The organism is Paraglaciecola sp. L1A13, from assembly GCF_009796745.1.
Taxonomy (GTDB): domain Bacteria; phylum Pseudomonadota; class Gammaproteobacteria; order Enterobacterales; family Alteromonadaceae; genus Paraglaciecola.
Map to the genome: position 1 here is coordinate 4,577,894 of NZ_CP047024.1, position 24,355 is coordinate 4,602,248.

General features: G+C 43.2%; 23 protein-coding genes. 15 read left to right on the forward strand and 8 right to left on the reverse strand.

What is annotated here, in order from left to right; all coding sequences use genetic code 11:
• The first annotated feature begins 11 nt into the window (after positions 1–11).
• From GQR89_RS19415 to GQR89_RS19425, 3 genes are all read left to right on the forward strand, one after another.
• On the forward strand, positions 12–644 hold the full coding sequence (locus GQR89_RS19415) for an NAD(P)H-binding protein (protein ID WP_158771721.1): 633 nt from the start codon (positions 12–14) through the stop codon (positions 642–644).
• Positions 645–1,397, forward strand: coding sequence for a tRNA1(Val) (adenine(37)-N6)-methyltransferase (locus GQR89_RS19420; RefSeq protein ID WP_158771723.1), 753 nt, complete (start codon positions 645–647; stop codon positions 1,395–1,397). It abuts the gene before it with no gap.
• Positions 1,398–1,504: 107 nt separating this feature from the next.
• Entirely contained in the window at positions 1,505–1,882 is a 378-nt protein-coding gene (locus GQR89_RS19425; protein WP_158771725.1) for a hypothetical protein, read from the forward strand.
• A 74-nt stretch (positions 1,883–1,956) separates the two neighbouring features.
• Here the strand turns inward: GQR89_RS19425 and queG are convergent, their stop codons facing one another.
• A complete protein-coding gene (queG, locus tag GQR89_RS19430; protein WP_158771727.1) occupies positions 1,957–3,147 on the reverse strand; it encodes a tRNA epoxyqueuosine(34) reductase QueG in 1,191 nt (396 codons plus the stop codon).
• Here queG and GQR89_RS19435 point away from each other — a divergent pair.
• The 10 genes from GQR89_RS19435 (at position 3,135) to GQR89_RS19480 (ending at position 14,718) form a co-directional block, all read left to right on the forward strand.
• Positions 3,135–4,670 (forward strand): NAD(P)H-hydrate dehydratase, encoded by a 1,536-nt coding sequence (locus GQR89_RS19435; RefSeq protein ID WP_158771729.1) that lies wholly within the window; start codon positions 3,135–3,137, stop codon positions 4,668–4,670. The two genes, queG and GQR89_RS19435, sit on opposite strands and share 13 nt — an antisense overlap.
• Entirely contained in the window at positions 4,667–5,128 is a 462-nt protein-coding gene (tsaE, locus tag GQR89_RS19440) for a tRNA (adenosine(37)-N6)-threonylcarbamoyltransferase complex ATPase subunit type 1 TsaE (protein WP_158771731.1), read from the forward strand. Before GQR89_RS19435 ends, tsaE begins: the two co-directional genes overlap by 4 nt.
• Positions 5,125–6,462, forward strand: coding sequence for an N-acetylmuramoyl-L-alanine amidase (locus GQR89_RS19445; RefSeq protein ID WP_158771733.1), 1,338 nt, complete (start codon positions 5,125–5,127; stop codon positions 6,460–6,462). Before tsaE ends, GQR89_RS19445 begins: the two co-directional genes overlap by 4 nt.
• A 53-nt stretch (positions 6,463–6,515) precedes the next feature.
• A complete protein-coding gene (gene mutL / locus GQR89_RS19450; RefSeq protein ID WP_158771735.1) occupies positions 6,516–8,498 on the forward strand; it encodes a DNA mismatch repair endonuclease MutL in 1,983 nt (660 codons plus the stop codon).
• Positions 8,476–9,426 (forward strand): tRNA (adenosine(37)-N6)-dimethylallyltransferase MiaA, encoded by a 951-nt coding sequence (gene miaA / locus GQR89_RS19455; protein WP_158771737.1) that lies wholly within the window; start codon positions 8,476–8,478, stop codon positions 9,424–9,426. Before mutL ends, miaA begins: the two co-directional genes overlap by 23 nt.
• A 79-nt stretch (positions 9,427–9,505) precedes the next feature.
• Positions 9,506–9,757 (forward strand): RNA chaperone Hfq, encoded by a 252-nt coding sequence (gene hfq / locus GQR89_RS19460; protein WP_158771739.1) that lies wholly within the window; start codon positions 9,506–9,508, stop codon positions 9,755–9,757.
• Positions 9,758–9,782: 25 nt separating this feature from the next.
• A complete protein-coding gene (gene hflX, locus GQR89_RS19465; RefSeq protein ID WP_158771741.1) occupies positions 9,783–11,081 on the forward strand; it encodes a ribosome rescue GTPase HflX in 1,299 nt (432 codons plus the stop codon).
• Between the two features lie 53 nt (positions 11,082–11,134).
• Complete coding sequence (gene hflK, locus GQR89_RS19470) at positions 11,135–12,283, forward strand: FtsH protease activity modulator HflK (protein ID WP_158772333.1); 1,149 nt, start codon at positions 11,135–11,137, stop codon at positions 12,281–12,283.
• A 3-nt stretch (positions 12,284–12,286) separates the two neighbouring features.
• A complete protein-coding gene (gene hflC / locus GQR89_RS19475) occupies positions 12,287–13,171 on the forward strand; it encodes a protease modulator HflC (protein WP_158771743.1) in 885 nt (294 codons plus the stop codon).
• Positions 13,172–13,368: 197 nt separating this feature from the next.
• Positions 13,369–14,718 carry a diguanylate cyclase domain-containing protein gene (locus GQR89_RS19480; RefSeq protein ID WP_158771745.1) on the forward strand — a complete coding sequence of 450 codons (1,350 nt, stop codon included), beginning with the start codon at positions 13,369–13,371 and terminating at the stop codon, positions 14,716–14,718.
• A gap of 28 nt (positions 14,719–14,746) precedes the next feature.
• Here the strand turns inward: GQR89_RS19480 and GQR89_RS19485 are convergent, their stop codons facing one another.
• The 7 genes from GQR89_RS19485 to GQR89_RS19515 form a co-directional block, all read right to left on the reverse strand.
• Positions 14,747–15,178: a DUF3859 domain-containing protein gene (locus tag GQR89_RS19485; RefSeq protein ID WP_158771748.1), complete on the reverse strand. Its 432-nt coding sequence runs from the start codon at positions 15,176–15,178 to the stop codon at positions 14,747–14,749.
• Between the two features lie 41 nt (positions 15,179–15,219).
• A complete protein-coding gene (locus GQR89_RS19490) occupies positions 15,220–15,879 on the reverse strand; it encodes a glutathione S-transferase family protein (RefSeq protein WP_158771750.1) in 660 nt (219 codons plus the stop codon).
• An 11-nt stretch (positions 15,880–15,890) separates the two neighbouring features.
• On the reverse strand, positions 15,891–16,499 hold the full coding sequence (locus GQR89_RS19495; protein WP_158771752.1) for a glutathione S-transferase family protein: 609 nt from the start codon (positions 16,497–16,499) through the stop codon (positions 15,891–15,893).
• Between the two features lie 48 nt (positions 16,500–16,547).
• Complete coding sequence (locus tag GQR89_RS19500) at positions 16,548–18,425, reverse strand: ABC transporter substrate-binding protein (RefSeq protein ID WP_158771754.1); 1,878 nt, start codon at positions 18,423–18,425, stop codon at positions 16,548–16,550.
• Positions 18,426–18,609: 184 nt separating this feature from the next.
• Positions 18,610–19,035: a DUF4112 domain-containing protein gene (locus GQR89_RS19505; protein WP_199271343.1), complete on the reverse strand. Its 426-nt coding sequence runs from the start codon at positions 19,033–19,035 to the stop codon at positions 18,610–18,612.
• Complete coding sequence (gene hemH / locus GQR89_RS19510) at positions 19,035–20,117, reverse strand: ferrochelatase (RefSeq protein WP_158771756.1); 1,083 nt, start codon at positions 20,115–20,117, stop codon at positions 19,035–19,037. Before hemH ends, GQR89_RS19505 begins: the two co-directional genes overlap by 1 nt.
• A 100-nt stretch (positions 20,118–20,217) precedes the next feature.
• On the reverse strand, positions 20,218–21,816 hold the full coding sequence (locus GQR89_RS19515) for an AbgT family transporter (RefSeq protein ID WP_158771758.1): 1,599 nt from the start codon (positions 21,814–21,816) through the stop codon (positions 20,218–20,220).
• 224 nt (positions 21,817–22,040) lie between these two features.
• On the opposite strand from GQR89_RS19515, the gene GQR89_RS19520 reads away from it, so the two are divergent.
• Together GQR89_RS19520 and GQR89_RS19525 are read left to right on the forward strand one after the other, a co-directional pair.
• Positions 22,041–22,574 (forward strand): hypothetical protein, encoded by a 534-nt coding sequence (locus tag GQR89_RS19520; protein ID WP_158771760.1) that lies wholly within the window; start codon positions 22,041–22,043, stop codon positions 22,572–22,574.
• Between the two features lie 8 nt (positions 22,575–22,582).
• Positions 22,583–24,352, forward strand: a complete 1,770-nt coding sequence (locus GQR89_RS19525; protein ID WP_158771762.1) for an OmpA family protein — start codon at positions 22,583–22,585, stop codon at positions 24,350–24,352.
• The last annotated feature ends 3 nt before the right edge of the window (positions 24,353–24,355 follow it).

Below are 24,355 nucleotides of genomic sequence, written 5' to 3' on the forward strand. Positions count from 1 at the left end.
ATAGGTAAAACATGAAAAGCATAAATAGTGCGTTAGTATTGGGCGCAACAGGCTTGGTAGGTAAAGCTTTAGTGACACAGCTACTTGCTGACCCAAGGTACAATAAAGTCATATGTCTAGTCCGAAAGCCCCTTAAAAACGCGGATTACGTGGATCCGCAGCATAAATTAGAGCCCATCGTTATCGACTTTAACGCGTTACAGGACTATCGGGGTTACTTCCGGGCCGAACATATTTATGTGTGTCTAGGCACCACCATCAAACAAGCAAAAACTAAAGCTGCTTTTAGAAAGGTAGATTTTGAATACATCCATATAGCCGCTCAATTGGCTAGATCACAACAATCCAAAAGTTTTGTGTGGATATCATCTGTAGGCGCTAATGCTAAAAGTAAAAGTTTCTACTTACGGGTAAAAGGCGAACTAGAAAATGCCATTTTAGCTATGACTAACTTAAAAAACCCCAGCGCAGTGCGCCCATCATTACTACTTGGGAAGCGTGCGCAGCCTCGCCTTGCGGAAAAAATTGGCGCTTGGTTTGGCCAACTTGTAGCGCCTCTATTATTTGGTCGACTTGCCAAATATAAACCTGTTTCAGCCGCTCAGGTAGCCGCGCATATGGTTCGCTTGCAGGTATTTGAATAAATGAAGCGCAAGGGATTTCAATTTAAGCAGTTTTTTATTGAACACCAAGACTGCGCCATGAAAGTCGGTACTGACAGCATCATGCTAGGCAGTTGGGTGACTTTGCCACATCAAGTAGATATGTTAAACCCAAATCCGATGAGAATATTGGATATCGGCACTGGCAGCGGTTTGCTGGCGATAATGCTTGCACAAAAAAGTAGAGATAACGCGCACATTACCGCAATTGATATTGATAACGATGCAATAAACCAAGCCAAGTGCAACATTGCTGCCAGCCCTTGGGCAAAAAGCATCCATGCAGAGTTGTGCTCGCTACAAACATTCACTAAAGCTGAAAATAGCGGTAAGTTTGACCTTATCATCAGTAACCCACCCTATTTCAATAGTCCCTTACCTAAGGCGACTAGTGAAGCGAAAAAACGTATCAGAGCAAGACAAACGGTTGATTTAAGTCATCAAATTCTCTTGGATTGTGTAGCGCAATTACTGAGCAATAATGGCAAGTTCTATTGCATACTACCAACAGATTTTTGCACGTCCCTGATCGCTTATGCGAGTACAGTAAACTTGCATCTTTGTGCGCAATTAATGGTTTACTCCAAGCCCAACTCACCGGCATTACGCTGCCTACTAGCCTTTTGTGCGCAGCAAGCACCACTTACAAGCGAAAACCTTACTATTTATACTCAGCACCAGCAGTACTCAGAAGACTACAAAGCATTATGCCAAGATTATTATCTGAAATTTTAAACCCTAGGTCGGCGAAGCAAACCTAAAACGCTAGAAAATTCATTGAAAATTGCCTAAGGTGTAAACAGAGTAAACTTAAAGTGTTTACTCAACACGGGGAGGTTTTTATGCGTGCGGTACAACTACCAAACTCTGTTTCATCTTTGACTGACCGCTTACACGTGCTGGAGTTTCATTGGCATGGTGTGGGCATACAGATACCTAAATTCGCATTATATGCCTGCGTCCCCAACCCAATATTTAGCTGTTTTGTGCAACGCCATCATCGGCAAATTGCCATAATGAAGTTTGGCCGCTACACCTTACCCATTCTTGATCCACTAGAAAATGATTTAGACGACCAAGCTGATTATGTGGCGATTGTCAGCGTTGCAAGAGGAAATCGTTTTGGCTTATACGGATTTCCGACAGATTGCGAAGGCCTAGCGTTTACGCTTCCGATGGATCATGAAAATGTACCGCGTATTGTGCAGTATTTTATATAGCGAGGAACGGTAGACCTACCACGAACGAGACTCACGAAATGGTACACATATGAAAATATACATATCAATTAGCATTACGCGTCTCTTTTTAACCCTTTCTCTATACTGCGGATCAAGCGCTGATTGAGTCGTTGGGAATGCTTAGGCAGTAAATTTATATCCTCTTCTGCCAAGCTAATGTCAATTGCGTCTATGTGTTGAGCGCGCTTTTGGTCCTGCTCTTTCAATCCCCATAGCGCATGCTCTTTAACAAGCTCAGTGCCTTTTTCGGCTAACCTGTTGAGTGCCACATAGGTCGAATGCGAATATGGGGCGTTACCTAACGCAACCGCGATATTACGCTGCCACCGCTCATGCCCAATACGTCGAATAGCCGAACCTTCCGTTTCCCGTAAAAACGTTGTTTCATCCCAATATGACAACTCAGCTAATGTTTTATCTTGCAGGACCTGGCGGGGATGAAAATCACTTTCGTTAGTCAGTTGGGCATAACGATTCCATGGGCAAATCAGTTGGCAATCGTCACAGCCGTAAATACGATTACCTAATAAGCGACGAAATTCGTCAGGGATCGCACCTTTTAACTCTATCGTTAAGTACGAAATACAGCGCTTGGCATCCACAACATAGGGCGCAACGATAGCCTGCGTAGGACAAATTGTGATACACGCGTTACAGCTACCGCATTGCTCAACGACAGGCTCATCTACCGGTAATGGAATATCGATAAATAACTCACCCAAGAAAAACCATGACCCGCCGTGCTGGTTGAGCGTTAACGAGTGTTTGCCTGTCCAGCCAATACCCGCTTTTTGTGCCAAAGCATGTTCAAGCACGGGAGCAGAATCTACAAAGGGACGAAAGTTGGCAGTGGTACACTGTGAACGAATCTTTTCACCTAATTTTTTTAACCGATTGCGTAACAATTTATGATAATCACGACCGAGGGCATAACGACTAATGTAAGCGGTGTCTTTATCTTTTAAGGTTTGAGCGAACTTCGCATCTGGTGGCAGGTAATCCATACGCACGCTAATGACTCTAAGGGTACCGGGTAGCAACTCATCTGGCCGGGCGCGTTTCATGCCATGCTCTGCCATGAAGTTCATTTGCCCGTGATAGTCACTATCTAACCAAGCTTTAAGTTTTTCTTCATGGGCAGATAAGTCAATATCCGCGATCCCAACTTGTTGAAAGCCTAGCGCTTCGCCCCAAGCCTTGATATTTTGGACTAACTGATGGAGATCATATTGTGCAAAAGACATTATCAACCTTGACAAATAATTGGGCGCCGAGCAGTTTATCACAGAAAGTTTTTCTCGCGCAGCAAGTACGCGAGCACGAAGCAGCAGCCGCACAACCGTGTGGCTTTAGCATGTATATGTTGATGCAGCGTGCTGGGCGAGGAGTTTTCGGACATTTAAAAGCAACCTATCCTTATGCCCATAATATTTTAGTGTTAGTTGGGGTAGGTAATAATGCGGGTGATGGTTATGTGGTGGCCACCCTAGCCAAATCTTTTGGCTGGCAAGTAACCGTCGCTGCACTCAATCCGCACAAAGTGTTATCTGGTGATGCCGATACAGCACAACAGGCTTGGATAGCAGAAGGAGGGACGATAAGACCTTGGCGAGATATTGATTTTAAAAACTTTGATGTCATCGTCGACGGTATACTTGGTACAGGATTAAAAGGACAAGTTCGAAAGGATGCCAGCGAACTTATCTGCGCATTGAATAAAACTGACTTACCTGTATTAAGCATAGATGTGCCCTCCGGATTAGATTCAGATACCGGCGTGCCATTGGGAATATGCGTACATGCTGACTGCACCGTCACTCTTGTTGCTAAGAAGCAAGGTATGCACACCGGACAAGGTAAAGCGTATACGGGTAAACTCATATACGATGATTTAGACATTGCGCTCACATTCGACAAAATTGCCCAACCAAGCGCTTATTTAGTCAGCTATGAGCAACTGCCAAAATTGGAAAAACGACAAGCGAATGCCCATAAGGGCAATTTTGGTAGGCTACTTACGTTAGGAGCTAATGCCGGTATGCCCGGCTCGTTGCGTCTAACGAGCGAGGCCGCCTTACGCACGGGGGCTGCTCTAGTGCGTGCATATTGTCATACAGATAGCCGGTTAAGTATATCAATTGGACGGCCCGAACTCATGTTGACCAGCGATGAGCTTAGCTCTCAGTTAGCATGGTCAACGTGTTTAGCCATTGGTCCCGGACTGGGAACAGACAAGTGGGCGACGAAGCTTTTCAATGAGACCATGGCGCACCTTGAATCCGAACAAAAAACGTGTGTAATAGATGCTGATGGGCTTAACTTACTCGCAGAGTCACAGCATGAATTCAGTACTATTTTTTCACCTAAGCATTGCGTAATAACCCCACATCCGGGTGAAGCTGCTCGCCTGCTAGGCTGCGGTGTGCCCGATATAGAACAAGATCGTCTTAAAGCTGCCCAATCACTCGCTAAACACTATAATGCCGTCTGCGTTTTAAAAGGCGCTGGCAGTATTATAAGTAATGGTGAACAAAGCTGGATCTGTACCGACGGAAACCCCGGTATGGCAACCGCGGGTATGGGTGATACGTTAACCGGGATTATTGCTGCGCTATTAGCACAAGGCATGAGCGCCACCGATGCGGCTCTATATGGTGTATGTTTACATGGGGCTGCAGCTGATATCATTGCCCAACAATATGGTCAACGTGGTATGCTTGCCAGCGATTTATTTGAACCTTTACGAGTATTAGTTAATCCCACATGAAGCATTCTTTTTATTTGGCGGACGAACAGGCCACCACTGAATTAGCGGCGAAACTCGCAATCCTTTGCAGTACAGCTACGGTTATTTATCTTGAAGGGGATTTGGGAGCCGGCAAAACATCGTTCTGTCGGGGGTTTATTCATGGTTTGGGTTACGTTGGACGAGTGAAAAGTCCAACTTATACGCTTGTTGAACCATACGAAATTAACGGCTGGCGCATATTTCACTTTGATCTTTATCGTCTGTCAGACCCAGAAGAACTCGAATATATTGGTATTCGAGATTATTTCGATGATGACTGTATCTGTTTGATCGAATGGCCGGATAAAGGTTACGGCCTATTGGCAGCGGCAGATTTACACATTAGTATTGAATTTATTGATAATAGTCGTTCGATAACTGTGCAAGCAAATAACGAATACGGACAAAAACTACTTAGCGATTTGGCCCAAAAATGACGTACCTTTGGCAAAGAATATTAGCAGGGATCCTCAGCACTATGCTGCTATTGGTCGTTCCTGTTAGTTACGCCAAAAATGCCATAGACAGCGTTCGAATTTGGCCGTCACCAGGCAGTACGCGGATTGTTTTTGATTTAGAAGATACCCCAGATTATAGCTACTTTACCTTGAGTGGCCCTGAGCGATTAGTAATCGATTTAGCCAATACCGAAAAGAATTTCGATTTTGCCAAACTCGCCAGTAAAAGTCCGCTAGTCAAAAAGCTGCGTTACAGTACGGCCAAAGACAAAGATGGCATCCGAGTAGTCATTGAGCTGAACCGAAAACTTGAAACCGCCCTCTTTGCTTTGCCGCCTACAGAGCCTTATCGTAATCGTTTAGTAATTGACTTAGATGATAAAAATGCGCCACAGAATGCACCTACCGTTGTTAAAAATAACAACTCTCAGCGGTCTCGCGATATCGTTATAGTGCTTGATGCAGGCCACGGCGGAGAAGACCCTGGTTCAATAGGGCGTGGCGGCACATTTGAAAAAAACATCACCCTAAATGTAGCCCAGCGGTTAGCGAAGCTGATTGATGCAGAGCCAGGCATGAAAGCCGTTATGACCCGCTCAGGTGATTATTACATCTCACCAAATAAGCGTCCTGATATTGCCCGCAAACACAAGGCCGATTTACTTATATCTATCCATGCTGATGCCTTCACCACAGCTCAACCTCGAGGTGCATCGGTTTGGGTACTGTCCATGCGCAGAGCAAATTCTGAACTAGGTCGCTGGATGGAAAAATCAGAACGCCATTCTGAACTACTTGGTGGGGCAGCTGAGGTCATTCAAAATACCGCAAGCGAACGTTATTTAACCCAAGCTCTTTTAGATATGTCGATGGATCACTCACTAACGACCAGCTATGACTTGAGTCGTAAGGTGATCACTAAATTGCGTGGCATTACCAAGATGCACAAAAAAATACCTCAGGCGGCAAGTCTGGCTGTATTAACTGCGCCCGATATTCCATCTATATTGGTCGAAACCGGTTTTATTTCAAATCCAACAGAAGAGAAAAACTTAAATTGGTCTACGTTTCGTCAACAATTGGCCCAGTCTATTTTTGGAGCGGTCAAAACGCATTTCACTGAGTCTCCGCCAGACGATTCATTATGGGCTAAGCAAAAACGCTACAATCGTACCCATAGAGTCAGTAGCGGTGAGTCTCTTTCATTGTTAGCAAAAAGGTACAATGTCAATGTAGGGGCGATTAAGGCAGCCAATAACTTGAATTCTGATGTAGTGCGTATTGGTCAAGTCCTGACTATTCCCCGCACCTAGTCCGTTATACAATAGAGCTATTTTTAGCAACCCGTTTTATATAAGGTCTTTTTTTGTCAGCCATCAGCGCAACTATTCGTATTCTCCCCGCACAACTAGCTAACCAAATTGCAGCCGGTGAAGTGGTCGAACGACCCGCATCAGTGGTCAAAGAACTTGTGGAAAACAGCTTAGATTCAGGTGCCAGTCAGATCGATATCGAAATCGACAAAGGTGGCCATAAGCGCATTTGTATTCGTGACAATGGCGGGGGAATAGAAAAAGACCAACTTGCGTTAGCCCTTAGTCGGCACGCGACTAGCAAAATCAGCTCTCTGGATGATTTAGAGCATATCCACAGCTTGGGTTTTCGTGGTGAAGCACTTGCCAGTATTAGTTCGGTAGCACGCTTAACCCTAACGTCGAAACCCAAACAGCAACAACAAGCCTGGCAAGCTCACGCCGAGGGCCGAGACATGCAAGTGCAGCTCAATCCTGTCGCTCATCCCGATGGTAGCAGTGTTGAAGTCATCGATTTATTTTTCAACACGCCAGCGCGGCGTAAGTTTTTACGGGCTGAAAAAACTGAATTTAATCATATCGATGAAGTCATAAGACGCATATCACTGAGTCGTTTTGATGTCAGTTTTAGCCTAAAACATAATGGTAAGCTACTTCGTAAATACCCCGCATTAACTGCACAAACTGATCACCTAAAACGCTTAGCGGCCATTTGTAATAAAGACTTTGCCCATAGTGCCATCGCCTTAGACTCTCACTATCAAGATATGCAGCTGACAGGCTGGATTGCACCACCCGAAATGGCAGATCGACAATCAGATGTGCAATACTTCTACGTGAATGACCGTATGATGCGAGATAAGTTAATCAACCATGCTATTCGTCAGGCATTCGAAGGGGTAATTAATCCAGAGACATCACCTAACTATGTATTGTATTTGCATATTCCCCATAATGAGGTCGATGTAAATGTACACCCCGCTAAACATGAGGTTCGTTTTCATCAGGCACGTTTAGTTCACGACTTTATTTTTCGTGCAATTTCCGAAGGCATAAATCAATATTTTAATAGTGGTGCAGTTCAGGACGGTCCGAGCGAATTAAGTGAAGTGACTCCTCAGCATGACTACATCACCCCTTTGCAGGGCTTTTCAACTGGCACATCCGAAAATGCATCGGTAGGAACAGAAGACCAATCTAATAATCAAATCGTCCGCGAGCCATTCACGCCTCACCATGTTCAGGCTCATAAGTTGAAAGACATAAACAGTCCATCAGTAAACTCTTATCAGCAGCAGACCGCAACGACCCAGGATGAACAGAACTATCTGGCTTCTGGTAAAGTGGGTAACCATGGAAGTCGTCATCAGGTGAATAGTAGAAGCCTCACGCCAAGTAGAAGCGCAAATTCATCAAATAATCTGTCAGCACAAGCATTGAAAGGTTATCAACAGCTTATGAGTACCAATGTTGATCCTGATAAAGCCTTATCAAATCCGTTGGATAATAGTTCGGTTTGTTTCCCGCTAGACGATAAAAGCGTGCTGATCTTTTGTAATGAAAAACACTATCTCATACCCATTAATACCTTACTCGCGGCACATATTGGTCTGTTCTTTGATGAAAAAAGCGCGATTGCTCAGCCCTTGTTAATGCCTGTATCCATTGCCGTTGATAAGCCTATATTGGCACACGCACAATCAATATATGAGCCTCTGCTGAATAATAAAGTAGAAATTGGCTGGAGCCAGAAACGCATTATTCTACGCAAAGTCCCTAGCGGGATGCGTCATTTACCATGGGCTAACATTTTGCCTGCATTATTTGACGAGAAAATTAACGACGAACCGGTATTGAGAGAATATTTATTTCGCTGCATCGCATTGTATTCACCAAAACTTACCCCACTTCAAGTTCAGCAAATATGGAGCGAGTTATGTGTAGTGCCCCAAGCGTCAGATTCTTTAATAAATGCAGCCGTAGCGTTACCACTGGCTAAACTGATAAGTGCCCATGTCGAACAAAAACACCGATAAGCAAGATCTTCCGCCAGCAATTTTATTGATGGGGCCAACAGCTTCGGGTAAAACAGCGTTGGCTATAGAACTGTGTCAGGCTTTGCCTTGCGACATAATCAGTGTCGATTCAGCGTTAATCTATCGAGATATGAATATAGGCACGGCGAAGCCCAGTGCCCAGGAATTAGCCCAAGCCCCTCATCGTTTAATCGATATTCTGGATCCTGTGCAGAGTTATTCCGTCGCGGAGTTTAGAAATGATGCCCTTACTGCTATGCAAGAAATTACTCAGCGTGGACGTATTCCGTTATTAGTGGGCGGCACTATGATGTACTACAAGGCATTAACGGAAGGTTTATCCACTTTACCACAAGCAGATCCACTGGTCAGAGCAGAAATAGAAAAACAAGCCAACGAATTTGGCTGGCAAGCGCTACACCAGACACTGCAAGAGATCGACCCAGTTTCAGCCAAGCGGATTCACCCCAATGATCCGCAACGATTAAGCCGCGCCTTAGAAATTTATCAGATTAGCGGTAAATCTATGACTGAGCTGAGTTTAAATAAACAACCTTCGGCCCCATATCATTTTTCGCATTTCGCTATAGCGCCGCAAGACCGGCACGTTATACACGATAGGATAGCTCAGCGCTTTGACATTATGCTGCAATCAGGCTTTGAAAACGAAGTGGCAGCGCTAAAAGCGCGCAAAGATTTACACCTTGATTTACCGTCAATGCGTTGTGTAGGTTATCGACAAATGTGGCAATACTTGGAAGGTGAAAATAGTTACCAAGAAATGCGAGAAAAAGGCCTTGCGGCCACCAGACAACTAGCAAAACGTCAGCTGACATGGTTACGCAGCTGGCAAAACTTACATTGGTTGGACACCTTTTCAAAAGACAATTTGACTAATGTTATGAAACTCAGCAGAATTCGTACGTGAGCCGTGATCTATACAGCCTTTTTAATTTCTGTATACTGAACGAAAAGACGAATTTGATAATAAAAAGAAAGGATAAATGATGGCTAAAGGGCAGTCTTTACAAGACCCATTTTTAAATGCGCTACGCAAAGAGCGTATTCCTGTATCAATTTATCTTGTTAACGGGATTAAATTGCAAGGTCAAGTCGAGTCATTTGACCAATTTGTCATTTTGCTTAAAAACACTGTCAGCCAAATGGTTTACAAGCACGCAATTTCTACCGTCGTTCCTTCAAGAGCGTTACCGGTTGCGGCGACTAATCCCCATGCGGATACTGACGAGAATCAATAGTTAGTGAAGTTTTCAGGAGAACGGCTTGTTTGATCGTTATGAAGCAGGCGAACAGGCTGTATTAGTACATATTAATTTTTCTGATGACAACAGCAAAGAAGATCTACACGAACTTCAATTGTTGGTAACATCTGCGGGAGTAAATGCGGTTGATGTCGTTACTGGCAGCCGCAGTGCTCCTCATACCCGTTATTTTGTCGGCAGTGGTAAGGCTGAGGAAATAGCTAACACCGTCAGAGCAACCGAAGCTGATGTCGTTATTTTTAATCACAGCTTATCGCCGTCTCAAGAGCGTAACCTAGAGCAATTATGTAAATGCCGGGTACTCGATCGCACGGGGTTAATATTAGATATTTTCGCTCAGCGCGCACGTACTCACGAAGGTAAGTTACAGGTAGAGCTCGCCCAACTCAAACACATGTCAACTCGCCTTATTCGCGGTTGGACCCACCTTGAACGACAAAAAGGCGGGATTGGTTTGCGTGGTCCTGGTGAAACCCAATTAGAAACTGATCGACGCTTACTTCGTGCTCGTATTAAGAGCATTCAAGCACGTCTGCGTAAAGTACAGAAGCAACGTGAGCAGGGCCGCAGAGCACGAGTACGTGCTGAAATCCCTACCCTGGCTTTAGTGGGTTATACCAATGCGGGTAAATCAACATTATTTAATACGATTACTGAATCTGACGTATATGCAGCGGATCAATTGTTCGCCACGTTGGATCCAACGCTCAGGCGCATTGAGTTACGCGATGTAGGCCCAGCAATTTTAGCTGATACCGTTGGTTTTATTCGTCACCTGCCACACGATTTAGTGGCGGCATTTAAAGCAACGTTACAAGAAACCCAACAGGCAGACTTATTACTCCACGTGGTTGACTATTCCGACGATCAATTTCGTGAGAATATCGACCAGGTTAACGAGGTGTTAGGCGAGATAGACTCGAACGAAATACCGCAATTAATGATTTGTAACAAGATCGACCGTATGGATGGTGTTGAGCCACGGATCGATAGAGACGAAGATGGAGTACCTACCAGAGTATGGATGTCGGCCCAACAAGGCCTAGGTACTGAATTATTGTTCGAGGCGCTAAGTGATTGCTTAGCAAATAACATGGTTCGCCATCAGTTACGCATTCCACCGCAAGAAGGTAAACTACGGGGTGATTTGTTTAATTTAAACTGCATCTCTGCAGAGTCTTATGCCGAAAATGGTGACTGGTTAGTAGAGATACATATGCCAATTGCAGATTGGCAGCGCTTAGCTAAACATGCTGATGCAGACTTAACGACTTATATCGTAGATGAGCTAGAAGCGTAACAATGCTGAATTTTTTAACAGAATGAATATGATTAACTATTTGGAGAGTAATGATGGCTTGGAATGAGCCCGGTGGTAACAATAACGATCCGTGGAAAAACCGCGGTGGTCGCGACCAAGGTCCACCAGATTTAGACGAAGTATTTAAGAATATCTTAAATAAGTTCGGCAAATTTGGCGGCGGAAAAGGCGGGTCTTCTAGTGGCAAAGGCTTCGGCTTAGGCCTAGGTCTTGTAGTTGGGCTTTTAGTTATTGTTTGGTTTATTAGTGGTTTTTATACCATTCGTGAAGCTGAGCGCGGTGTCGTTTTGCGTTTCGGTGAGTTTAGTCACTTCGTTGAGCCGGGCCTACGTTGGAAACCGACCTTCATAGACTCTGTTCTGCCCGTGGATGTACAAACTGTTCGTTCATTGCCTTCTTCTGGCTCTATGCTTACACAAGATGAAAATGTTGTGCGGGTTGAAATGGAAGTGCAGTATCGGATACTGGAACCTTATAAGTACAATTTCTCGGTAACTAGCCCGGAAACTAGCTTAAGTCAGGCATTTGATAGTGCAATCCGTTATGTAGTGGGCCATTCAAAAATGGATGACGTTCTAACCAGCGGCCGAGAAGTTGCTCGTCAGAATGTAAGCGAAGAATTACAAGCTATTATTGAACCTTACGATATGGGTATATCTATTGTTGATATGAACTTTAAAGATGCACGTCCACCGGAAGAAGTGAAAGCGGCTTTCGATGATGCCATTGCAGCTCAGGAAGACGAACAGCGTTTTATCAATGAAGCTGAAGCTTATTCTCGTGAAATTGAACCTCGTGCTCGAGGCCAAGTAAATCGTATGGCCGAGGAAGCTCAAGCTTATAAAGAACAATCTATCTTAAAAGCGCAAGGTGAAATCGCCCGATTTGAAGAGTTGTTACCTCAATATCAAGCAGCACCTAAAGTTACCCGTAGCCGGATCTATCTTGAAACTCTTGAGTCTGTGTATTCCAATACCAGCAAAATCATGGTCGACACTAAAGGCACTGGCAACATGCTGTATTTACCTTTGGATAAAATATTGGAAAAACAAAATGCCACTAACGCCCCTTCGACTAACAGAAGTACTTTAGAAGGTTTGCGTAATCAGGATCCCGTATCGAGCAATATTACTCAAGATAACGGCATCCGTAGTGACCGTTCACGCAGTGGGAGAAACTAAGCGATGAAAAATTTCATATTAGTCATCATTATCGCCCTTGGCGCTTTAGTTTTCAGTTCACTTTTCGTTGTAGACGAAGGTGAAAAGGCCATCGTTATACAGTTTGGTAAAGTACAGCGCGATAGCGACAATGGTGTAACCGTTGTTTTCGAACCTGGTCTACACTTTAAACTACCCTTGATTGACCGCGTCATTAATTTGGATTCGCGTATTCAAACCTTGGATGAAGTCGCTGACCGTTTTGTTACCTCAGAGAAGAAAGATTTAATCGTAGATCTGTATGTAAAATGGAAGATCAAAGATTTTGCTAAATACTACTTAGCGACAGGCGGATTTAAAGATAACGCTGAAATCTTACTACAGCAAAAAGTGAACAACGGAATACGATCTGAATTTGGTACTCGTACCATTTCACAGATTGTATCTGGCGAGCGCTCAGAGTTAATGGATGAAGCAATGGCACAGGCCTCTGATAGTTCAGATGAGCTTGGCATTGAAATTGTTGATGTGCGTGTTAAGCAGATTAATTTACCTGAAGAAGTACGTAACTATATTTTCCAACGTATGCGTACTGAGCGTGACGCGGTAGCTCGTGAGCACCGTTCAGAAGGTAAAGAAAAAGCAGAATTCATCAAGGCGAATATGGATGCAAAAGTGACAGTAATGTTAGCTGATGCTGAACGTAACGCACGTAAGCTGCGCGGTGAAGGCGATGCAAAAGCAGCTGAAATATATGCTAAAACATATACCAAAGATGCTGAATTCTATAACTTCCTACGTAGTATGGACGCATATAAAAACAGCTTTAACGACAAGCAAGATGTTATTGTGCTTGAACCTGACAGTGACTTCTTCAAATACATGAAGAGTGAATCAGGCAAGCCATAATAATTGTTTACCTAAGTGCCCCATATACTGGGGCATGTTATAAAGCTTTATCTAAGCCTGTTTGTGTATAACACCCAAACAGGCCTTTTCGTTACCCTCCCCTGATTAACAATTTCCTTTAGTCAAATATCCCTAGGTGATTCATCCGCTGATGATGATAGAATCGCCCCATTGTGCCTAATGTATGACGCTGATTAATGCGCGAAGATATTCAACAATTACTGCCGAAATTTTTAGATTTACTCCTTGATGCAGTTTGTGTGGTAGATACGCAAGGTCGGTTTGTATTTGTGAATGCTGCCAGCGAACGCATTTTTGGTTATACCTCGAGCGAATTGATTGGCACGCCGATGCTTGATCTTGTGTATCCGGACGATCGAGAGAGAACGCTCAATACCGCCCAACAAGTAATGAACGGACAAGCAATCCCCCATTTCGAAAACCGCTATATACATAAAAACGGACATCTGGTGGATATTATGTGGTCTGCATCTTGGTCTGCCACCGAAGGCATGCGCTTAGCGGTTGCTCGGGATATCACCCAAGTGAGACGTGCTGAGCGGCTGCAAAAAGCACTATACGATATATCAGAAGCAGCACATACTGCAGCAAACTTAACGACGCTGTATCGACATATACATCAAATTATCACCACTTTGTTACCTGCCCAGAGCTTTTGCGTCACGCTATATAATTCAAATAACAATGAGGTGGTTTTTCCTTACTATGTCGATCTACTCGAGCGTAGCTATCACAGCCGTGAACTTGTTGAAGGTGAGCCTCTATCCAAGGTCATCTTAGATGGCAAGCCACTGTTAATACATGGGCCACTAAGCGGAGCGTCTAGCAGCCAATTGCCGCCCAATAAATTAAATGGTTTGGATTGGCTTGGTGTGCCACTAATTTCTGCTAACAGTGTGATCGGTGCGCTTGTCTTGCAACATTCTACTGACAGCGGTGACTATTCTGAACAAAGTGAACAGCTATTGCATTTTGTTTCGGTGCAAATTGCCAATGCGATTACGCGCAAGCAAACGGAAACCCGTCTGTTGCACTTGGCTAACCACGACGCATTGACTAATCTGGCGAATCGCTCGCTATTCAATGTGCGCTTCGATTTTGCATTAAAACAAGCACTCCGTGAAAACCAGCAAATGGCATTACTTTATATCGACTTAGATAAGTTCAAATTGATCAATGATACCCTAGGGCATGAAGTGGGCGATGGGGTTTTAGTTGAATTTAGTCAGCGCTTGGTGGCTGGCATACGTTATTCTGATACGGCTGGGCGCATGGGCGGTGACGAATTTACGCTATTGTTGGTCAATATTCATGGCCAAAATGACGTAGAATTGGTTGCAGCCAAACTCAACGAATCAATTGAAAAGCCGATGAGAATACGCGGACACACCATCAACATTACAGCTAGTATTGGCTTGGCCATATATCCACTTGACGGCATAAATAGAGAACAACTTTCCAGTGCGGCGGATACCGATATGTATCGACAGAAAAACGATTCTCAACTGAAACAGCTAAGACGCTAGTTCTCGGCCGACCAACATTGGCAACTACCTAATAACCTCTATGCTTCCAAAATTGAATTTCACCGTCGCCATGTTCCATTAGGACACTGAACGTTTTTTCTGCTAAGACCTGATCATCATGTTTAATGACCATACGCCAATCCCCTACTTTATTATTGAGCGGTAACCAAATGGTATCGCCTAAATAAAAGTCCCAGTCATTGTTTGCCACATATACCTCACCGGTAAATGGCGGCAATATCTGGCCCGACGCATCAGGAATATCAGGATGATAAATATAATAGGTGAGCTTTTTACCCTTGGCTTTTTTACAATTAACGATAAAGCCGAACTCAATATCAAGTTCGGCGGGTATATCAGTGGTAAAGGTTTTTATTTTGGGTAAAGCTTTTTCTTTCTCATTCCAGTGCTTATAAATACCGAAGCTGGTGATATCAAAGAACGAACGTAATTTAGACACCCTGATGACCTCGATTTGCTATGGAGACAGAGACAACATGACTAACGTGTAACAATTGTTTGCGCACCTTCGACCAATTTGTCTCGGTCTATTTTTTCTGGCACCTGTGCGCCTTTACGTGCCAAAGGCCGTGCTTCAATGCTGTTTTTCCAGCGGATCAAATGTTCGAGCCCGTTAATATCAATTCCTGACCATTCATACGTTCGTACCCAGCACCAATTTGCCATGTCTGCAATACTGTATTCCCCTGCTAAATACTCATGCTGACTCAATTGTGTATCTAATACCTCAAACAATCTTCTGCCTTCCTTTTGATACCGATCGATAGCAGGTTGAATTTTTTCTGGAAAATAACGGTAAAATACATTTGCTTGTCCCATCATCGGGCCGATACCACCCATCTGAAACATTAGCCATTGGATAACTTGCGAGCGCCCCTTAGCATCACTTGGCAGGAACTGACCTGTCTTTTCAGCCAAATAAAGCATAATGGCACCAGACTCAAAAACAGAAAAATTGCCATTATCTCTATCAACCAATACCGGAATGCGTCCATTTGGATTAAGTGCTAAAAACGCTGGAGCTTTCTGCTCTTGCTCCATCAAATTAATGCTATGTACTTCATAGGGTAAACGCATTTCTTCTAATGCCACGGAAGCTTTCCAGCCATTTGGTGTAGACGATGTATATAAATCAAACATGCTAAATCCTTTTAAGCTAGTGCTGCAGGACGAGAACTAACTAAGTCATACCAACGTTGTAAGTGAGTTTGCTCTGGTGAAATACGTAGCTTAACGACTCGACCGAAATCTATGGCGCATACAGCGGTAATATCAGCAATACTAAATTTTTCGCCAGCGAGATATGTATGCTCACTTAATCTGTCGTTCATTATTTCTAGAAACTTAGTCGCCTCTTCGCCGGCCACTTTTCCAAATTCTGCTACGGGCGTCATACGATCCTTAAAATAACCTGTTGAATGTTGGAAACACATACCAATTTGCATAAACAAGCCAAACTCTGCTTGGCGTTGCCACATATCAATTTGCGCTTTTTCAAGGGGAGTAGTCCCCATCAATGGTATTTGAGGATACAACTCTTCAAAATAACGACAGATAGACACGGATTCATAGATACACGTCCCATCATCCAATTCTAATACAGGTACCTTTGCCATTGGATTTTTAGCTCGCATAACAGGACTAAGGTTTTCACCACCTTGTATATCAACCTGAACGTAGTCCATCGGAATATTTTTTTCGGTTAAAAAAAACCGCACTCTGCGTGGTGTAGGTGCGGTCTTAGTTTCATATATTTTCATTTCACGGCTCCAGTGTCAGTTGCTGCACTGGGCAATGGACACCATTAATCAGTTATGCTGTAACCAGTAGCGTTGTTTGAGCGCTTGGTACTGCTCTGTGGTTTTGTATTGTTTTAGTGCATTATTTATCAAAGGAACTAATTCCTTATGTTTATTATGCACATAGTGATACAAGGGTACAGAAATAATTGTTCTATAAGTGCTTTCGCTCAACATTGAACTGTTATCAATGATTTCACTGGCACCGAGCACCAATAAGCCATTTTCGCTTAAATTAAAGGCATTAAACAACGCTTCTACCGAATTGTATCGCTTAAGGTTCACATGGTTTTCAGCCGCCCAATCTTTCACTACAAGCAATTCGCTAGTGACAAACACATCGCTTCCTTTAGAAAGGCTACTTGAACACATATCTAGGTTTTTACAGACTAAATAAAAAGTGATGTTTGTCAGTGGTTCAGGTATCCGCAACAGAGATGGTGATAGCCTGCTGTAGGCATCTACGCGCATCAATTCTCCATCACTACCAAAACGATATGAATTAAGTGATGCTGCAATTGATGTGAATCGGGTAATGGTTATGTCGTAACCAAGCTGCCGATAAATACTTTGCATTAAATTTGATGCAAAAAATGTTTCTTTCATACCTGTTATCGAAGAAAAATATAATTGAGGCTGCTGCTGGGTATCGACATCTGTGTTCATATCATAGACGACTTGAGCACCATTAATCACACCATTAACTAATGATTCGCTATTATCGTCATGGATACTTTTTGCAAAACTACGCGCAGCATTTAAGGAAATTTTTGCGTCGGCGTCTCTATCAAAGAACTGCAGTAAGGTGTCTGATTGTGCTAATGACTCGGCCGACGTTTTCATACGTTCGCTTGGCAGATATTCAGAAAAACTATCGGTAGTCACCGGTAGCGAACCCAAACCAATCGCCATGGACGCATTATTGTTCAATAAAAATCTAAGTAAGTCGGTGAGCTGTGCTTTATTTTTAGCGGACCGGGGAACTACCCATAACTCTAAAGGGGCGACCTCACTATGATTATCTTCTCTGGCTTTAGGAAAAGGAAAAAAACCAATATTTTCTGACTGAGTACTATCAATAGTGCTTTCTGCAAATTGCCCCATAAGCGTCATGGCCGCCTGTTTATTCTCAACCACTTTAATTGCTTGCTGCCAAGTCCAGCGACGCTCTGGCGCGAGAAACCATTCCTGACCTAACAATTGATTGAATTGCCCTATTAAACTAGATGCATTCTGCTGCTCTAAAAGACTTGCGTTGATTAGCTGCTGCCGAAACGCAGTTCCTCCAACATCCACTGATAAATAATCTAACCAAGCAAGTAAAGGCCAACTTTCTTGAATCGCTTGAACTAAAGGGCTAGCGCCTTGATTTTTTATCTGCCGGCATAAAGTTACAAACTCACTCCACGTCTTTGGCGGTCGGACGTTAAGTTCTTTGAAAACCGATTTATTGTAATAGAAACCCCAACCATATTGGGCTAAAGGGAGAGCATAAGTGCCAGTTTCATTTGTAACGCTATTCAAAACAGCGGGTTGAAGTGCCTTTTGCAATTCAGCCTTGGGCAGTAGTGTATCGATTGGTTGAATAACATCCTGAGCAATGAGGGAGCGTAAGCGCTGGCCGCCCTGCCAATATAGAAGATCGTATTCGCCGGTTTCTAACCAACTGGGTAATAATCTCTTAAAGTCATTGTCATTGAAAAAAGCTAATTTAATACGAAATTTGCTGGATTTTGTTTCAAAGTCATCGAAGACCTGACGATAAACGTCACTTTGATTTTCACTTGTAGTCAGCACAGCAACGGATAGGGTCTGCGCTGCTGATACATTTGTAGCGATGCCGATGTAACAGCATAAACCCCAAACGAACCAAATGATTTTGATCATAAAAAAAGGTATCCTCGCCCTGCAAAATATAAACACTGAATAAGAACCAGAGCTTGAAACTGCAACGTTTTTCCGCAAGAAAAATATGTATTCGAAGCTAATTTTAGGTGCTTAGATGTTACTTTGACATTAGACCAAAGGTCATTTATTACACCTAACGATTAAAAATACATTAACTTTAGTCTTATTCATCGTGTTTAATGGTTGTTTGCCAATTCTGCAGATGTTCTTCCGCCTGTTTCTTTAATGTTTTATGATGCGTTTTTACCCACCAGCTTTCCAATAATCTAATATTCTTACGGTTTGCTTTGTAAAAGATGTCGCTTATATCCCCAACAAAAGGGATCAGGCCAATCAGAAAATCAAAAATCGTGTTGCGTATCATCGCTATTCGCAGAGATTTAGGGGCATCCATCTGGCCTGCTAAATGAACAATATGTGCCGAAAGCGCCATCCCGACCAGATCGCCTAAGCCAGGGATCAACCCGATAACGCCGTCTAAACCGAAGCGGATTTTGGTAAAAGGTATCGCTACAGCAGAATCAAGAATATGCGCCATTCTTTGTGCTTTACGCAACGCTTTAGGGGCTTTTAAAGAAGTCGTTTCCATTATTTATCACTTCCTAACTCAGTGGCTAATTCAGCACTTAATTGCACATTTCGTTGCGGCAACGCCCAGCCAGCAAGATTTTTTTCGATTAACTGAGTCAAAGCAGAAATGTGCTCAGGATGGGCATTTAAAGCTTCAATATATTCATAGCGTTCGCCGCCCGCTTGCATAAAATAATCTCTATTTTCGACACCAATTTCTTCAATGGTTTCGAGACAATCTGCGGAAAAACCAGGACAGATCATTTGTACCGATTTGACACCTTGCTCAGGTAATGCCTTAAGTGTGTGATCAGTATAAGGTTGCAACCATTCTTCTCGGCCAAAGCGAGATTGAAATGTCACCATATATTCTTCTTTAGCCAAGCCCAATCTTTCTGCAATTAATCGCGAGGTTTTATAACACTCACAGTGATAAGGGTCACCGGAGGTTAAGTAACGCTTGGGTATTCCGTGGTAAGTAAAAATAAGCTTATCAGCACGACCGTTCGAGGCCCAGTGAGACTCGATACTTTTAACGAGTGCATCAATATAAGGGTCAAAATCATGATAATGACTGATAAAACGTACATCCGGTATCCAGCGTGTTTGGCGTAGAACGTTTCCTAGAGCGTCAAAGGTGGAGCCATTTGTTGCACCGCTATACTGTGGATAAAGTGGCAACACCAACAACTGCCGAACGCCCTGTTCAAGCATATTTTGCGTAACCGATTTTATCGACGGCGAGCCATAACGCATAGCAAAATCTACGACGACTTTGTCACCGTACTTTTCTTTCATGCTTAGTGTTAATGCCGCGGCCTGATCCTGAGTATGAAACATTAAGGGCGAGCCTCGATCCGTCCACACGGTACTATATGCATGCGCTGAGCGCTTAGGTCGAATATTCAAAATCACTAAATTCAGGATCATCCACCAAAGAAGTTTGGGTACCTCAACTACCCTTGGGTCAGATAAAAACTCACGTAGATAACGTTTTAACGCTCCCTTTTCAGGGGCTTGTGGTGTACCGAGATTAGTGATTAGTACGCCAATTTTATCTTCTTGTTTATGGGTAAATGTGCCATTGGAGAGATATTTCATTTGTTTACTCAACTTCTATTAATCAATAAATCTGTGCAACAAATACGTCGTAAAATCGCTATCGGACTTGTTGCATTTTGAATTTAGCCATTACTCATGGTTATCCGGGATAGTAAGTTGCAGCGCCAGGTCCAACAGGCATACCGAAGATAAATACCCAAAGGTAAAATAACACGCTCCAACCCACCATGAAAACCAAACTGTATGGCAGCATAGTGGCAATGAGTGTTCCCATCCCGAGGTTTTTCTTATACTGAGCGGCAATGGCTAATATCAGCCCAAAGTAACTCATCATAGGTGAAATAACATTGGTCACCGAATCACCAATTCGATATGCCGCCTGAATCACTTCAGGTGAAAAACCTACTAACATCAGCATGGGCACAAAAATTGGCGCAGTGACTGCCCACTGGGCAGATGCACTGCCAAGAGATAGGTTCACCATGCCACACATTAAGATAAAGAATATAAAAACGCCTGGCCCATCAAGGCCAATAGTTTGGATAAGCTCAGCACCCTTTACCGCCAAGACGGTACCTAAATTCGTCCAATTGAAGAATGCCACAAATTGAGCAGCAAAAAACACCAACGTAATATATAGGCCCATAGCGCCCATACTTTTAGACATCGCATTAATCACATCTTTATCATTGTTCATCGTGCCAGCCACTTTCCCATATACAAAGCCTGGAACAGCAAACGTGATAAAAATAAATGCCACGATACCCTTTAGAAAAGGCGAGCCCGCTATGGCACCTGTTTCTGGATGACGTAAAATCCCGTTCTCTGGCACTATGGTTAAAGCAAGCATTACACATAACAGTACAAAACTTATACCAGCCCAGCGCAAGGCTTTTCTCTGCTGAGCGCTAGGCGCAGTCATTTCTTGCTTATCAAGTTCGATAGACGCTTCACTCGGGTCATATTCTCCTAAACGAGGCTCTACAATTTTCTCGGTAACAAATGCGCCTAATCCTGCAATCAGAAAAGTACTGATAAACATGAAGTACCAGTTTACTTCCGGACCAACAACATAATCTTGATCGATTATATGGGCTGCCGCTTCTGTAATACCGGATAACAAAGGATCAACAGTTCCTAATAATAGGTTAGCACTGTACCCGCCTGATACACCCGCAAAGGCCGCGGCCAAACCCGCTAATGGATGACGGCCCAAAGAATGAAATATCATTGCTGCTAGCGGTATTAACACTACGTAACCCAACTCAGCAGCCGTATTAGATAAAATGCCTGCCAATACGATAACGACTGTGACCATGCGCTTCGATGCATTCATTACCATGGCACGCATTGCGGTTGATAATAAGCCTGAGTGCTCAGCAACAGAGACACCCAGTAATGCCACCAATACGGTGCCAAGGGGTGCAAAGCCCGTAAAGTTAGTGACTAAATGGGTAACAATTCTTTGCAACCCTTGTGCATTTAACAGCGATACTACTTCTATCATGCCATCGGGTGAACGCCCTTTGGCACCAATGGGTCTTGGGTCAATTACACTGACATCAAAATATCCTAAGATACCGCTGAGAACGACAATCGACATGGCTAATATCGCGAACAAGGTAATCGGGTGAGGAAGCAAATTCCCTAGCCATTCGACTGTTGTTAAAAATCGTGAAAACCACCCTGACTGGCTTTCTTGATTCGGTTGGTTTTTCTGTATATTAGTGTCTTGCAAACCGACTCCTTAATTGTCCCTATGCGTTTTTACGGTTACCTACCCATAGTACCTAATTCACTCAGCAAACGTTAGAGTCGAGATGAGAGTGCTAGTTTTCTGATGATATTTCAGTCAAAACGGTTGTTTTTTAGTAAAAAAGTATTTGTATCTCGGGCGGAACGCTTTATTGTTATAAGGAAAAAAATTAGGCTTTAAATTGTTGCTGCCAAAAGGAAATTCAGATGACAGATAAGCAACTTCAAGATAAAAACGACAAGCAATCACCCGCTACTGAATTAGCACAACTTCGACAAATTGTTTTTGGTGATGCGCAAAAAAATCTTGAGCAGAAAATAGACCAACTCGGACACAGCTTGCAGACTCAACTCAAGCATCTCGAACAACAAACATCTCGTCAGTTTGGTCAACTCCAAGGGGCAATTGAAAGTCATGTGCATCAACTCGAAGACAAGCTATTAAACGCAGACAAAGATCAAGATGCCAAAGCAAATGAATTATTTACTTTGAACAAGAACTTATCATCTGAACTCGAAATGGCAGAAGCGGCTAACAAACAAGAAACCGACGAGTTACACAAACGAATTGATCACGATCTAAATGCCCTCTCAATGAAGTTTTCTGAGCAGTTAAAACAAGCACTTGCACAGCTAACTCAAGTCTCAAATGATTTAAATTCCTCTAAAACCGATCGTAAAACCCTGGCGAAGTTGCTTGCGACTGTCGCCTCCAACTTGGAAACTGGCGATGACGAGTAATCTCTATCATGTCGTCTCAGGGAAGTAACAACCAGCATGACCAAGAACTGCAACTTCAAGAGTTGCGGAGAATTCTGTTTGGTAAAAACAATCAACATCTCACTGATGCTCTGCGACACAATGCTAGAGAAATTGTCAGCGACGTATTTTCAGAAGCCTTAAAGGATCGTCAAGACAAAGACGGTAGCGTTAAGAAGGTTATGGCGCCGTTGGTTGATAAGTCGGTCGAATATTCTGTCACTAATCGAAAAGAACAGTTTGTTGGCTATTTATATCCCATAGTTGGCAGCGTGGTACGTAAATCAGTTACCGCTTTTTTGAGCGAATTTATAGAGCGGACCAATCAGTTACTCGAGAATAGTTTAACGATTAAAGGTCTCACTTGGCGAATAAAAGCGCGTCAGGCGGGCGTTCCTTACGCAAACTACGTTGCCAGTCAAACTTTTAACTACCGCGTGGAACAAGTTTTTTTAATCCATCGGGAGACCGGTTTGCTGCTTAGAAATGTGTCATATAATCAGCAATATTCCGAGGATGCCGACCTTATTTCCTCTATGTTAACGGCTATAAATGACTTCGTATCCGATTCATTTAAACCCAATATAGAAGGTCGTGAACAAACGTTAAATATTGTGAAAACCGACGATTTCACATTAGTACTTAAAGCTGGTCCTAGTGCGGTGTTGGTCGCAGCGGTAACGGGCAATATGCCGCAAAAAATAGCAGACCAGCTACAACTGACGATAGAAGAACTGCATAGCCTTTACGAAAAGCAGTTACATGAATTTAAAGGTGATGCAGCCCCATTTGTAGATTGTGACCAACAGCTAATGGACTGCTTAGTATCGGAACTTAAAGAAACGGCTAAACAAAAAAAATCTAAGCCGTGGATGGCCTGGAGCATTTTGCTATTTGTTGTATTAGGGCTGAGTTACTACGCCTATAAATTGTGGATATTCCAAGACTATGTTGAACAAATTCAAGCGATCAATGAGCAGCCTGGCATCATGCTAGTACAGTTAGAAAGAAAGGGCATACAGCAGATTAAAATGGATGTGATGCGTGACCCAAGCGCGAAGCCCATCATAAAATGGCTGTCGGAACAAAATGTTCCCACAAAAATTATTAGCTTGAACGAAAAATCGTACTTATCCTTAGAACCGCAAATAGTGCAAGAACGGGTAAACGTCGTTGCTGCTCAGTTTCCTAGTATCACAGTTACTAGACAAGGTGAATCCACGCGACTAATAGGTAAACTGAATCAACCGCAATTCAATAAGCTCAACCTTGCCCTGTCAAAATTGCCAGGATTAACTGATGCCCAGACAATGTTGCAAGACGTTGAGGTAACTAGCCCTGAGCGGGTGAACATTGATGACAGTGCAGATTTCAATACGCTCATCAAACTAAAAATTGGCCAAATCAATAGCACTTCAATCGAGTTTGCTATCGACAGTACTGAGCTAAGTCCACAAGCTCGAGAAAAACTTGCCGCTATTACTGCACAAGCCAAATCCTTGCTAATGCTAGCCAGTAAAGTCCATATTGACGTAAACTTTTTACTTATAGGCGCTAGCGACACTAATGGCTCACAGTCCTACAATGAAATGTTGAGTGTCAAGCGTGCCCAAACCGTAAAAGATGCCATACAAGATGGTGGAATACCTGCCGATAAGCTTAATGCCATCGGTATCGGCGTAATCGATTTACCTGCTGCGAGTAATGACACACGCAAGGTTTTATTTAACGTCATTACAACTCAAGCCGCACAGCAGTAATGG